12 protein-coding genes are annotated in these 14,355 nt (G+C 41.6%); 10 read left to right on the top strand and 2 right to left on the bottom strand.

Annotated elements, in window-relative coordinates; genetic code table 11:
- Nucleotides 1–70: 70 nt before the first annotated feature.
- From ACR5KR_RS29110 to ACR5KR_RS29075, 8 genes are all read left to right on the top strand, one after another.
- Nucleotides 71–394 (top strand): DUF1815 family protein, encoded by a 324-nt coding sequence (locus ACR5KR_RS29110; RefSeq protein WP_448268943.1) that lies wholly within the window; start codon nt 71–73, stop codon nt 392–394.
- 596 nt (nt 395–990) lie between these two features.
- Complete coding sequence (locus ACR5KR_RS29105) at nt 991–1,887, top strand: inositol oxygenase family protein (protein ID WP_448268942.1); 897 nt, start codon at nt 991–993, stop codon at nt 1,885–1,887.
- A gap of 784 nt (nt 1,888–2,671) precedes the next feature.
- Nucleotides 2,672–3,673 carry an ABC transporter substrate-binding protein gene (locus ACR5KR_RS29100; RefSeq protein WP_445628694.1) on the top strand — a complete coding sequence of 334 codons (1,002 nt, stop codon included), beginning with the start codon at nt 2,672–2,674 and terminating at the stop codon, nt 3,671–3,673.
- 157 nt (nt 3,674–3,830) lie between these two features.
- On the top strand, nt 3,831–4,883 hold the full coding sequence (locus ACR5KR_RS29095; protein ID WP_448268941.1) for an ABC transporter substrate-binding protein: 1,053 nt from the start codon (nt 3,831–3,833) through the stop codon (nt 4,881–4,883).
- Nucleotides 4,884–5,155: 272 nt separating this feature from the next.
- Entirely contained in the window at nt 5,156–6,712 is a 1,557-nt protein-coding gene (locus ACR5KR_RS29090; protein ID WP_448268940.1) for a sugar ABC transporter ATP-binding protein, read from the top strand.
- Nucleotides 6,709–7,707: an ABC transporter permease subunit gene (locus ACR5KR_RS29085; RefSeq protein ID WP_448268938.1), complete on the top strand. Its 999-nt coding sequence runs from the start codon at nt 6,709–6,711 to the stop codon at nt 7,705–7,707. Before ACR5KR_RS29090 ends, ACR5KR_RS29085 begins: the two co-directional genes overlap by 4 nt.
- Before the next feature lie 186 nt (nt 7,708–7,893).
- Nucleotides 7,894–9,294 (top strand): sugar porter family MFS transporter, encoded by a 1,401-nt coding sequence (locus tag ACR5KR_RS29080; protein ID WP_448268937.1) that lies wholly within the window; start codon nt 7,894–7,896, stop codon nt 9,292–9,294.
- 675 nt (nt 9,295–9,969) lie between these two features.
- Complete coding sequence (locus ACR5KR_RS29075; RefSeq protein ID WP_448268935.1) at nt 9,970–11,583, top strand: iron uptake porin; 1,614 nt, start codon at nt 9,970–9,972, stop codon at nt 11,581–11,583.
- Nucleotides 11,584–12,048: 465 nt separating this feature from the next.
- Here ACR5KR_RS29075 and ACR5KR_RS29070 read toward each other — a convergent pair whose 3' ends face one another.
- A complete protein-coding gene (locus ACR5KR_RS29070; protein ID WP_448268934.1) occupies nt 12,049–12,294 on the bottom strand; it encodes a hypothetical protein in 246 nt (81 codons plus the stop codon).
- Nucleotides 12,295–12,473: 179 nt separating this feature from the next.
- Between ACR5KR_RS29070 and ACR5KR_RS29065 the strand changes: the two genes are divergently transcribed.
- Together ACR5KR_RS29065 and ACR5KR_RS29060 are read left to right on the top strand one after the other, a co-directional pair.
- Complete coding sequence (locus tag ACR5KR_RS29065) at nt 12,474–12,845, top strand: hypothetical protein (protein ID WP_448268933.1); 372 nt, start codon at nt 12,474–12,476, stop codon at nt 12,843–12,845.
- A gap of 447 nt (nt 12,846–13,292) precedes the next feature.
- Nucleotides 13,293–13,946, top strand: coding sequence for a DUF4241 domain-containing protein (locus tag ACR5KR_RS29060; RefSeq protein WP_448268932.1), 654 nt, complete (start codon nt 13,293–13,295; stop codon nt 13,944–13,946).
- A gap of 176 nt (nt 13,947–14,122) precedes the next feature.
- On the opposite strand, the gene ACR5KR_RS29055 is transcribed toward ACR5KR_RS29060, so the two are convergent.
- Entirely contained in the window at nt 14,123–14,329 is a 207-nt protein-coding gene (locus ACR5KR_RS29055) for a type II toxin-antitoxin system HicB family antitoxin (protein WP_448268930.1), read from the bottom strand.
- Nucleotides 14,330–14,355: the final 26 nt, after the last annotated feature.

Genomic DNA, 14,355 nt, shown 5'->3' with positions numbered 1-14,355 from the left:
AAATCACATCAGATGTAAGTCTAAAGAAATATCAAAGCAAGCAGATAACTGTAATGGTAGGAGAAAAGTAGTGTTTATAAGATTAGCGCAACAGCATCAGCAATTCATCCAAGACTTAGTAATGAACCTGCAAGCCTTGACAATTATACTTGAGCGGCGTGGCTATACTGCCTCTTGTTATACATGCGGCGAGCAAATGAACAGTGCTTCATTTATGGTTAGCCTGAAAGAAAAGCACCTGATTCGGTTTTTAGTGTCTGATTACGGAATTACTTGGATGGAATTGTGGGACGATCGCGAATTAATGAAGTTGGAGGGTGCAGAAGCGATAAACCAGCTACAAGAGTTGGCTAATCTTGTCAAGCATTCCACTGCCATACAATTAATAAAATAGTTAACGACTCCCTTGGCTGAGTTCGACAAAAAATTAACAGAGGTTTTGCACACGTGTGTAAAACAAAAGAGATTATATATAATCAAAGGCTTGTGTATACGTATGCACAAGCCTTTTCAAAAATCTATCCAACACAAAAATCAGCTATAGAGGCGTAGCGATATGCTGACGCTGCGCGATCGGGTGCTGTGGTAGCAGGTTGTCGCTACCCAGAAGGCATCAAAGTCTCTGAAAAGTAGACCTCTTGCAAAAGTAACTTTTGCATTCTTGGGGGAAAGGGACTCATCTTTATTGGGAAAAGGGTTTTTATTACCCCTTTCCCCTTTACCCCTTACCCTTTTCCCCACAAATGCCAAGAAGTCTCTGAGAATTAATTAGCGATCGGATCGCATCAGTGCTTTGTCTTAACTCCGATCCAAACTGGAAGAAATAAATTAGGCTAGGCACAGGTATGCAAAGACGAAATGAAACTTAACACCTATTTTTGCACACGTGTGCAAAAATAATAAATAAGTCTAATACAGGTTTTGCACACCTGTGCATAATAGAGTGCGAAAGTACGATTTAACAAATACAATATCGACAACTAGGAAGATATGTCTCAAACTCTAAATAATGCCATTGCTCAAGTTCAAAACAATCCCTTACGTTCGCTAGAAGAATGGGAACAAGACTTACTTAATCGCTATCCCGATCCAGATAACATTGTTAAAGAAGGTAAAACCACCGAAGAGTACAGGAATTACGAAACTACTATTAGATATACAGTAAAAGAATTTTATCGGTTAAATCATATTAATCAAACATATAATTTTGTGCTTCAAAAAGAAAAAGAGTTTTTGAAGTTTGATAAAAAAGAAATGTCTGTTTGGGATGCGGTCGAATTTTTGAATCAGTTGGTTGATGATTCCGATCCTGATACAGACATGGATCAGTTACAACATCTATTGCAAACATCCGAAGCTATTCGCACTGATGGTCATCCTGACTGGATGGTACTTACTGGCTTCTTTCACGATATGGGGAAAGTGCTTTGTCTGTTTGGCGAACCTCAATGGGCTACCGTAGGGGATACTTATCCTGTAGGTTGTGCATTTTCTGATAAAATTGTTTTCTCAGAATTCTTTAAAGAAAATCCTGATTATAATAACCCCGATTACAACACTAAATATGGCATTTACGAGCCTAACTGTGGATTAAGTAATGTACACATATCATGGGGACATGATGAGTATTTTTATCAGATGATGAAAAACTATTTGCCCGAACCTGCATTGTATATGCTTCGTTATCACTCATTTTATCCTCAACATCGTGAAAATGCCTATGAGCATTTGATGGATAAACACGATCGAGAAATGTTTAAATGGGTACGTTTATTCAATCCCTACGATTTGTATTCCAAAAACCCTATTCCTCCTGATTGGGAGAAAATAAAACCATACTATGAAGATTTGGTGGCTAAATATTTACCGACAACATTAAAGTTTTAAACTGTTAAAAGAAGATGCAATCTTCTATTTTTGATGGGAGAAAGTAAGAACAAAAATTAGTATGCAAACTTTCTTTATCCCTAATCAAGCTTAAAAACATTATCTTGTTTACTCTTTTATTGCCTGCATGTAATAAAAGAGGAATAACAAATAAATACACTTGTCAAGCTGATGAAAGTTGATTTGAAAAATCTAACCAAAGGATGTTTACATTTTCCGAAATTCCGTACTATCAATCAAAAAGCTCTCTACTCTAATGTATCTTTTCTGAAGGAGATTGATTGAGAAATGTTAACGTTTTTAACATCAATCATAATATGGAATAGCCTAATTTATCCGAATGCTTTGGAATCAAGACTTTGAGTTCTATCGAAAGATTTAAACACTTTACAAATGTAAAGTTCGATAAACAAATTAATTTTTTTACTGGGTCGGGATAAAATGAAATAAATTCAAAACAAATAAAGACTTATAAGTTTAATAAAACTAATTTTGGGAAGTTTCACTTAAAAGCTACTTTCAGGCTATGCACTACGAAGTAATTTTACTCAAAAATAATGTAAATATTTGAAGTAGTGTAATCTTCGTAAGTTTGCTTTAAAAATAAAACATTTGGGTTCGTGAAACTAATAGCAATAACTCCCATTAAGTCAAATAACAAGCTTTTTTGAGTTTCAATTCCAAAAGTTAGTAGTAACGCTAGGTTAAGTCTAAGTTTTTCAGACCTAGTTTATCTGGTTATGACCTTTATCCAATTTAAATCAGTTGTTAGAAACAGAGGAATATGAATAAAATTTCGCTCATAGCTGGTATATTAGGTTTTGTAGTTGTTGGTTGCACAAATGGCGCTGAAAATGGCAACACTGCTACTAATACTACTAACAAGGCTACTAATATAAGCGCAGAGAGTCTTAGTACTTCAAATAGAAAATTGCAAACAATCGGCGTCGCTTTGGGTGACTTAGGCAATCCTTTCTATAATGCTGTGCAGAAGGGGACTGAGACAGAAGCTCAAAAAATCGGCGGTAATATCAGAGTTAATGCGGTTTCCAGTGCCTTCGATTTGAACCAACAAACCAACCAAATCGAAAATTTTACAGCTGCAAATACTGACTTAATTATCCTCAGCGCTGTTGATAAAAAAGGAGTTAAACCAGTTATTGACCAAGCAAGGCTTGCAGGTAGAGTTGTTATTGCATTAGATTCAGCCGTTGATGCAGATGTGGATGCAATGATTAGTTCCAACAATACCCAAGCTGGTGAGGTTGCTTGCCAATATATTGCCGATCGCCTCAAAGGTCAAGGTAGTGTAGTCATCCTCAACGGTACGCCGATGGACTCAATCAATCAGCGAGTGAGTGGCTGTGAGAAGTCATTGTCTAAATATCCGAATATTAAACTGATCTCTAAAGAGCAAAACGCTGAAGGGACAAGGGATGGAGGACTAAGAGTCATGAGCGATTTGCTGACAACCTTTCCGAAAATTGATGCCGTTTTTGCCACTAACGATCAAAGCGGTGTCGGCGCAGATTTAGCTGCTAGACAAGCAAGACGTAAAGAATTTTTTATTGTTGGGGTTGACGGATCGCCAGATGCAACCAAAGCAATGGAAGACAAAAATGGTGTATTTGCTGCAACTGCTGCTCAAAATCCCGCAGGGATGGCCCAAAAAGCAGTTCAGATTGGCAACGATATCATCCAGGGTAAAAAACCTGAGTCATCTGAGATTCTGATTCCGGTCAAGTTGGTTACTAGAGAGAACCTCAGCAGTTATCAAGGCTGGTAATTTGTAATTGTCTTTTGTCATTTGTTTTTTGTCATTAGAAACACAAATGATTAATGACGGTTTATACGGAGTTTGTGCAATATGGCGCATTAGGTGACAATACTTTACTTTATTTTTTGAACATACGGTGTAAATAAAAATGATTTTTAGGAGATATATGAATGTGAAAAAGATTCCGCTTACTTCTGGTGTTGCGCTTCGCGTAATCGCAGCTAGCATACTAGGTATCATTAGTGGTAGCTTTGTCGGCTGTACAAATGGTTCTCCCGATCGCAACACTGCTACTAACACTGATACTACAACTGCTATCAATACTAGTGCAGAAATTAAAACCGCCACTGAAAATAGAAAGTTGCGATCGGTTGCCTTCACCGTTGGCGATTTAAGTAACCCTTTCTTCGTTGTTATGGGAGAAGCAGTTGAGGCAGAAGCGAAGAGAATTGGCGGAAAAGATGTCAACGTTATTATAGCTTCCAGTGCTTATGACCTTAACCAACAAGCCAATCAAATTGAAAATTTTACGGCTGCAAATACTGACATCATTGTTTTGAACGCTGCTGATAAAAGTGGCATTAAGCCAATAGTTGAAAAAGCAAAACAAGCAGGTAGAATTGTCATTGCCGTAGACACAGGTGCTGAGGGAGGTGTGGATGCCACCATCACTACTAATAATACCCAAGCTGGAGAAGTTAGTTGCAAATATATTGCTGACCGTCTCAAAGGTAAAGGCAATGTAGTAATAGTTAACGGCCCGCCAGTAGATTCGGTGATTCAGCGAGTTAGTGGCTGCGAGAATGTATTGTCTAAATATCCCAATATCAAAATTCTCTCTAAAAACCAGAATGCAGGCGGTAGTCGGGATGGAGGACTTAGAGTTATGACTGATTTGCTCACAACCTTTCCGAAGATTGATGCTGTTTTTGCCATCAACGATCCGAGTGGGGTTGGTGCAGAACTAGCAGCTAACCAAGCACAACGTAAAGAATTCTTTATTGTTGGGGTTGATGGTGCGCCAGAAGCAATCACTGCGATCGCTTCTAAAAATAGTTTATATGCTGCAACTGCTACTCAAAATCCGCGAGGAATGGCCCAAAAAGCAGTTCAAGTTGGCAACGACATTTTAAATGGGAACAAACCTAGCAATCCTACAATTTTGATTCCAGTTAAGTTGATTACAAAAGATAATGTCAGCACAGAAAAAGGCTGGTAAATAATAAAAATTGTAAATTTACAATGCAAATTATTTCTAATCTGAGTTGATTCTTTTGGTGCATTGACAGACTTTTTGCACATACCCATGATGTATATATATGATGCATTTGCGAAAAGTTCTAAATTTTGGAAGACGGCGTTTAGAAGTTTCCAAAATAGCGATCGCTTTTTAAAACATGATTTTGTGATGATTTTAATTTCACATCAAGTGTGAGTTTATTGATTTCTACTCACGATGCAATTATTAAATTGTTTTTAGAGGTTCTGCTGATGACAACAAATATTGAAACCTCATTTCCTGATACACCAACCACCACCCCTGTATTAGAAATGCAAGGGATTACGAAACGATTTCATGGTGTATCTGCGCTCCAAAATGTCAATCTGACGATTTATCCGGGAGAAGTTCACGCCCTCATGGGTGAAAACGGAGCAGGCAAAAGCACATTGATGAAAATCCTGGCAGGGGCTTACATTGCCGACGAAGGAGAAATTCGCATCAATGGTCAACCCTTGAAAATTACCGACCCAGCGACAGCACGCAAGGCGGGTATTAATCTTATTTATCAAGAACTGAATGTTGCACCGAATTTAACCGTTACCGAAAATATGTTTATGGGTAGCGAGTTGCGGCGAGGTCAGCTTTTAGACCGCAAAGCAATGCAACTAGAAGCAGAAGAAGTGCTAGAAAGCCTGGGAGCCAATTTTACCGCCCAAACTGTAGTTGGTACTTTGTCCATCGCCGAACAGCAGCAAGTGGAAATTGCCAGGGCGCTAAAGGATAAAAGCCGCGTTTTGGTGATGGATGAACCAACAGCAGCATTGTCTGACCGCGAGAGCGACCATTTATTTGAGGTAATTCGCAAACTGCGGCGTGATGGTATTGCGATTATTTACATCAGCCATCGCATGGAAGAAATCTATGCCTTAGCTGACCGGATTAGCGTGTTGCGCGATGGTCAATATATTGGCAGTCTCACACGCAGTGAAATTACTCCCCAGCGATTGGTGCAGATGATGGTCGGTCGCTCCATGCAAGACTTTTACGAACATCAACGGCAAATGAATCCCGGCCCCGTCGTGCTGTCAGTCAGAAATATGAGCGACGCCCGCAAGAAGATTGAGCCGGCTAGTTTTGAACTTCATGCTGGAGAAATTCTCGGTTTAGCTGGGTTGGTTGGTGCCGGACGCACAGAACTATCCCGGCTGATTTTTGGTGCAGACCGTAAGGCTAGTGGTGAAGTATTCTTGAATGGCAAAAAACTGGAAATTAATACGCCCAGTGATGCCATTGCTGCCGGAATTGGCTACGTTCCAGAAGACCGCAAAGACCAAGGTTTATTTCTGGAGATGAGCGCCCGCAAGAATATTGCCATCAACACACTCAAAGAGGATGCAAAGGCTGGAGTTGTTGACTGGAGTTCAGTTAATCGGCTGTCAACAGATGCGGTAGAAAACTTTAATATCCGCCTAGCCAATTTGGAAATCAGAGCATTGGATCTTTCTGGTGGTAATCAACAGAAGCTAATGCTAGCGCGCTGGTTAGCCATTAAACCGAAAGTCTTGATGTTAGATGAGCCGACACGCGGCGTAGATATCGGTGCTAAAAGTGAAATTTACCGAATTATGAGCGAATTAGCAGCGCAAGGTGTTGCTATTTTAATGGTTTCCAGCGAACTATCGGAGATTGTCGGCATGAGCGATCGCGTCTTAGTGATGCGAGAAGGACAACTAGTAGGCGAGCTGGATGGCAGTCTTGGCAAAGAAATCACCCAAGAAAAGATTATGCACTACGCAACTGGAGCATCGGAGGTATCAGCATTATGAGTCAGACAGTCAGACCGCCTATCAATAAATCAGCCAACAATCTGGCAGCTCGCAACCGGAAATCAATCAGCACTCTGTTGGAAGTTGCGGGTATTTTGCCAATTCTAGTAATTATCTGCATCTTATTTGCATTCCTTTCTCCCAACTTCCTCACCGGCAGTAACATCGTTAATATCTTGCGTCAGTCATCAATCAATATTGTGCTGGCCACAGGAATGACCTTTGTGATTCTCACCGGCGGGATTGACCTTTCAGTTGGGTCAATATTGGCTGTTTCTGCCGTAGTTGCCTTACTGGTATCGCTGCTGCCGGCTTTAAGTTGGGCGGCCGTGCCTGCTGCGTTGCTGGCGGGATTACTTTTAGGCTTAATCAATGGCGCTCTCATCACCTTTTTGGATGTGCCACCTTTTATTGTCACATTAGGTTCACTTACAGCCTTGCGGGGTGTTGCCTTTTTAGTTGCCAAGGGAGCAACGCTGATTAACCCAGACATCAATTTTGCTTGGGTGGGTAATAATTATGTCGGCCCCCTACCGTGGCTAGTAATCATTGCACTACTGACCGTAATCGCTAGCTGGTTTGTGCTGCGACAAACTGTTTTGGGAGTGCAGATATATGCTGTTGGCGGTAACGAACGGGCAGCCAGATTAACAGGGATTAAAGTTAATCGCGTGTTGCTATTCGTCTATGGTATTAGCGGATTACTGGCAGGTTTAGCAGGAATCATGAGCGCCAGCCGTCTTTATAGTGCCAGTGGCGTATTAGGTCAGGGTTATGAATTAGATGCGATCGCAGCTGTTATTCTAGGTGGAACCAGCTTTACAGGCGGTATTGGCACCATTGGCGGCACTCTTCTCGGTGCATTGATTATTGCGATTCTCAACAACGGTTTAACTCTGTTGAACCTATCTTACTTCTGGCAACTAGTCGTCAAAGGCCTAGTAATTATTTTGGCAGTAACGATCGATCGGTTACGCAGACGTTCTAGACGGTAAACAAGCAAGGGAGCAGGGGGCAGGGGGCAGGGGAGCAGGGGAGATGAGGGAGATGAGGGGACAAGGGGATAAACAAAACTCCTAACTCCTAACTCTTAACTCATTACTCATTACTCATTACTCATTACTCAGCACTCCTAACGCCCAATGCCCAATTCCCCATCTTCAATAATAAATATATAAACTATGACCTCCACTACTACTCGTCGTAAAGCCAGCACGTTTTATGTAATTTTGATTGCTGGTGCCGCTGCCCTCGGCGGGTTTTTATTCGGTTTTGACACTGCTGTAATCAATGGTGCGGTTTTATCTTTAGCAAAAGTTTTTAATACCAGTAGTTGGGTGACAGGGCTGGCAGTGTCCCTAGCGTTGCTGGGGTCTGCGGTAGGAGCCTTCTTTGCCGGACAGATTGCAGACCGTTATGGTCGAGTCAACGCAATGGTGGTCGCTTCGGCATTGTTTACTATCAGTGCCATTGGCTCTGGAATAGCCTTCACAATCTGGGATTTTATCTTTTGGCGATTATTGGGTGGGATTGGCATCGGCGTTGCTAGCGTCATTGCGCCAGCTTACATTGCCGAATGTTCTCCCACCCATTTGCGAGGAAGGTTAGGATCTCTGCAACAATTAGCGATCGTAGTGGGAATTTTCGTTGCCTTATTGAGCGACTACTTTATCGCTGTGTCAGCAGGTTCAGCAGACTCGCCGTTTTTGTTTGGGGTTCCAGCTTGGCGCTGGATGTTTTGGACAGCAGTCCCGCCAGCTGTATTCTACGGGATGGTAGCTTTAACAATTCCTGAATCTCCCCGTTATTTGGTTGCCAAAGGACGAGAACCAGAAGCTGCTAACGTTCTGACCAAGATTTTAGGGGGTGACGTACTGCCAAAAATCGAAGAAATTCGGCAGACAGTGCTTCGCGAACGCCAACCCAGGTTTTCTGACCTCTTAAGCAGAAGTGGCGGACTGCTGCCAATTGTTTGGATAGGAATCGGCTTATCTGTATTACAGCAATTTGTTGGGATTAATGTAATTTTCTACTACAGCAGCGTTTTGTGGCGGGCTGTCGGCTTTTCCGAAAAAGATTCCTTATCAATCACGGTGATTACAGGAGCCGTCAACATTATTACAACACTGATTGCGATCGCCTTCGTAGATAAATTTGGTCGCAAGCCTTTACTCATACTAGGGTCGATTGGCATGACCTTGACCTTGGGGACGATGGCTTATCTTTTTGGCCATGCTCCCCTCGATGCTGCTGGGAACCCCAATCTTACCGGAAGCGCCGGGACTATAGCTCTGATTGCAGCCAACCTCTATGTATTTTGCTTCGGTTTCTCTTGGGGGCCAGTGGTTTGGGTGCTGTTGGGAGAAATGTTTAATAACAAAATTCGAGCCGCCGCACTTTCGATTGCTGCTGCTATGCAATGGGTTGCTAATTTCCTCGTTTCTACAACATTTCCGCCGATACTGCAATATTTCGGTCTAGGTTCTGCCTATGGACTCTATACAATTGCAGCAGCTACTTCATTCTTTTTCATTCTCTTTTTTATTAAAGAAACCAAAGGGATTGAGTTAGAAGATATGTAATTTGTAGTCTCATCAAGTCTGATTTTGCTACGAGCATTAAGGTAAGAATTCACGAGTCAAAATTCCTAATTCAGAATAGTTAAAGAATTAGGAGAAAATTGGATACATAAATGTACTATAGCGTTTTCCGACCTGCTGAAGTACTGAGTAAATCACTAATAAAATTAGGTAAGCCTCTGCGTACCTTTGCGTTTGACTCTGCGCTCCTCTGCGTTTAAAAACATTATTTCTGTACCTCACGAAACCAGGAATTGCTATAATCATGCTGCATTTCTTTGAAATTAACGTGAGTTCGACAGACCTCTCCCGGACAGCCTCCCTCTCCTTTTAGGCAACGCGTAGCGTCTGGGTAAAAAGAGGGAAGAGTAACGAGAAAAGAAAACTTTTTGCTCCCCTCTCCTGGTAGGAGAGGGGCTGGGGGAGAGGTCAAAATAGCACTCGTCGAACTCACGTTAAATTACGATTTTTGAGTTTTGAATGCTGAATTTTTACGTTTGTAGTAAGCACTTTAGTGCTTAGATGAGAGTTAGAGCCACTCGCTACGAACTTATCAAAATTAATTTGGTGAACTAGATATAAACTCTCGCTTCAGTCAACCACTAAAAAATCAGCTGATTCGAGGGTAATTTGTTTCGTTACCAGCTGATAATTCAACCATTTTCAATTAATAAATCAATGCTAAAAACTATTTTTCCTAGCTTTTTTATTTTATTTTTGGCAATTCCAGCAGTTTGGGCAGCACCTCCAGAAAACGATCCGAATGCAGTAGATGCTAATAGGACTTTGCAGGGGCAAGTCACTTCTGTTTCCCAGTTTTCTGATGTACAACCAACCGATTGGGCGTTTGGTGCATTGCAATCGTTAGTGGAACGCTACGGTTGTATTGCAGGTTATCCCAATTCCACCTATCGCGGCAACCGTGCCTTAACCCGTTATGAATTTGCCGCAGGTTTAAATACTTGTTTGGATCGGATTAATGAGTTAATTGCCACAGCTACTAACGATTTAGTTAATAAGCAAGATTTAGCAGTAATGCAAAAGTTGCAGCAAGACTTTGCCGCAGAACTGACAACTCTGCGCGGACGAGTAGATACCTTAGAGGCACATACAGCAACATTAGAGGCGCAGCAGTTTTCTACAACTACTAGGTTGAATGCTCAAATTATTACCGCCATTAGTGATAGCTTTGGCGATCGAGTCGGTGGCGAAGATGATGAATCCCACATCTACTTTGCAAATCGGGGTCGTCTCAACTTTGAGAGTAGTTTCACTGGCAAAGATTTATTGCGAGTCCGGCTAGAATTTGGTAACTTTGCGAATTCCAATGGTGTCAGCCAAATTGCCGCAGCCACAGGCACAGGGATGACACGCCTGAACTTCGATTATGACAGCAACGAGACACTTTATGTCCCCCACATCCGTTATTACTTCCCAGTTAGTGATTCCCTTAACTTCGTTGTTGGGCCTACAGGCATTGGTTACACCGACATTTCCACCACCGTCACTCCCCCCACAATTGCTGACGACGGCAATGGAGTTCCCTCATTATTTGGCTCGTACAGTCCCTTATTCCGGCGAGGTGGCGGCGGTGCAGCCGCTAACTGGAACATCACCAAAGACTTGGTTCTCACCTTGGGTTATTTAGCAAACAATCCCAATGTGCCATCGGCTAGTAACGGCTTGTTTGATGGCGGCTACAATGCCTTAGCGCACTTAGCCTATTATGGTAAGCAAGGAGCGATCGGTGTTGCTTACTCTCATGGCTATAGCCCTGGTGGAGTACCCGATATCTCCGCCGGGACGGGTAGCGTCTTGTCAAACGCTCCCTTTGGCAACAACATTGCTACTTCCAACGATATTGTCGGCACACAGGGATACTATCGCTTCTCCCCGAATTTCCAAGTCCACGCTTGGGGTGGATATATTTGGGCAAATGCCGAGAGTTCTGGTTTGAGTGATGTTTCCAATGGTAGAGGTGGAACAGATTCTCTATTTGTGAACAATGGTGCCAATGCCAATGTCTGGTTTGGGGCGATTGGTGTTTCGTTTCCCGATGTGGGTGGTAGAGGCAATCTCCCAGGAATTCTCTTTGGTATACCACCCCATGTCTCTAACAGTGATGTCCGTCAAGACCGAGACAACGCTTACCATATCGAAGCATTTTATCGCTACCGCTTGAATGACAACATCTCAGTTACTCCTGGTTTTTGGGTGATTCTCAACCCAGAAAACGATAGCAGAAATGATACGCAGTATGTGGGTGTGCTTCGCACAACCTTCGATTTTTAACTGAATAGACTTCTTGCAAAAATCCTTGAATCACCCCTCCCCAACCCTCCCCGTATGTGTTGGCTACGGTGTACACACATCTCTAAAAATCCTACCCACCCAATATTTCTGTTCAAGTGAAAGTCTCACACTGAGCAAATATCCCGCCCGGAACTAAAGTTCCGGGCTGATAAGCGAAAGTCCTCTAAAAGAGGACTAAAGAAGAAATTTAGTTTAGTCTTCTTTTAGAAGACTTTGGTTATGAGACTGGGAATTTATTCCGAGGCGGGATAGATACACTGCACCAACACTTGTGTGTACACCGTAACTTGTGAAGGGGAGGGCGCAAGATTTCAAGTTTCCCCCCAATATATCGCAGGGATGTTTCACAATCCAAAATCTAAAATCCAAAATGGTATAAGGGGGGTAATTTGACTTGTGTATACACCGTAGCTTTTTAACGAGGTCGCCGTGGGCGGGGGGATCTTAACCGAACCGTATTTGTGTAGCGACTACTCCCAAGTCTGTAGCAACTACTCCCAAGTCTGTAGCGACTACTCCCAAGTCTGTAGCGACTACACCCAAGTCTGTAGCGATTACTCCCAAGTCTGTAGCGACTACTCCCAAGTCTGTAGCGACTACTCCCAAGTCTGTAGCGATTACTCCCAAGTCTGTAGCGACTACTCCCAAGTCTGTAGCGACTACTCTCAAGTCTGTAGCAACTACTCCCAAGTCTGTAGCGACTACTCTCGTGTTTTCTAGCCCTTGTCCTCGTACATGAGTAATTATATACCGAGATATTACTGGTATAAGCTAAAAATTTTATTATGAGAAATTGCGATTTATGCTGAACCGAAATCGGGTTTAATTGAGGCAAGCTAGTTTTAGAAATATCTTAAAAGAGAAAAATTATGTCTCGTCAAAAACGTACATCCCGCGTTTTAGAAAAAGCTGAATTAAGAGCATCTGGGATGAAATCGATTATTCCCAGCATTAAATTTGAAGAAGATTATACTTTAGAAAAACTGATTGATTCAATCGAACAGTTACGTAATAAAATTGATGTTCATAATAGCGCTCTGGCTATAGTTGACTCTACTTTAACAGAAGTTGAAGAGATGGAAAAAAACTTGAAGCAGCTTTCTGAGAAAATGTTAATGGTGGTTGCTATCAAGTACGGCAAAGACAGCGCTGAATATGAAATGGCGGGTGGTGTTCGTAATAGCGATCGCCTCCGCAAAATGAGAGCTAGCCGCTTAAAAAATCTTGCAGAGCAATCCTGACGTATCAAGCAGCATAATCTATATTCCAATGCTTAAAAATCATTGGTGTAAGCTTTTGCCAAGTCAGCATCAATGCTTTCGTTATCTATACCTGTGGCATAACCTGTATCGAAGAGAATATATTGCATGGTTACACGGCATAAACCAGTTTTAACGTATGCTATTATACTATAAAACTTGCGTATGTAATTACTGACTGTTTGGCTAACTGGAATATATCAGTATTCATTATGTTGGTTATTAACTGGCTTAGATGTGCAACCAAGGCAAACGCTAATCTTGGCTGGTGTTTTTCTGCCGCCCCCGCTTCGCTGATGTCGGTTAACCCTTGAATACCGACATCCAAGGGCGATCGCTACCAATCTTGTGCATCTTCTTAGCACTGCTATGAATTTATAAAGTGTCCAATAAAATTGGCTAAGAGAGCTACACTATGGAATAGTATGTATGAATAATCTAAAATTTTTAGAAGCTTTTAGAAATCAAAAAATCGGAAATTTTGAGCTTAATGAAATTAATTATAATACTTATAATGGTGGAGAATTAATATTGACTTCAGGAAAATTAGTAGCTTGCGATCCTCTTGTTAACCCAGATAGCGATCCTTTTGATATTATTTTAGCTCCAGGTCGTTATTCAGTGATTTTGAGTGTTGCTCACTTTCAAAAGAATAACGATCAAAGAGTTGCTTATGCTATGCTCTGCGTTAACCAAGCAACTCCTGTAAGGTGGGAAGTTGCAAGAACTGATAATCAAGATGAAAACTTAGGTTTGCTTTCTGAGGGGGAGATATTTGGATACGCTGTTGACTCTGGAACAGGTTGCTTTATGGATGCTAAAGCTGGTGAAATTATTAATGATTCAATTTATTCTGCATATTTAAAAAAAACAAGAATAGAAGATTTAACCTACAAAATTGAATGCGAGCTTAAAAAGAACTACAGACCCACATGGGACTGGGCGAATGTTTGTATAGATAGCTCAACTCAAGCCAATATAATAGCATTTCATTCTGGTTGGGGTGATGGTATTTATGCTACTTATTTGGGCTATGATAAAAATAATAATATTGTTAATGTTATTACAGATTTTAATTTGTGATAAATTCTATTTTTCTAACAATAGTCAATCTTTAAATAGACGCATTTAAGTAAACAAAGATGATTCAATTTACAGCTACACTTGTCATCTTATTTGACGTGCAACTTCCCAACCAAATGACTCAAACACACAAACGACTTCACGTCCGCTAAGAACAGGAAGAGTAGACGCCATAACTAAGCCACAACCTCTACTTGGTGAGTCTCTATGGTAAGTGGCAAACCGCGCTCGGCACGAACTTGTAAGCAGGCAGCTATTGCATCTTTGATATTCTCTAGTGCTTCTTCCTTAGTCTGACCTTGACTGACACAACCCGGAATGCTGGGGCATTCTACTATCCAGACACCATCTTCATCACGATCGACCGTTACATTAAACCTCATATTTCCTCATCCACTAAGCTTGTGAG

Source organism: Nostoc sp. DSM 114159 (assembly GCF_053470285.1).
This window is presented reverse-complemented; position numbering and strand designations above follow the sequence as displayed.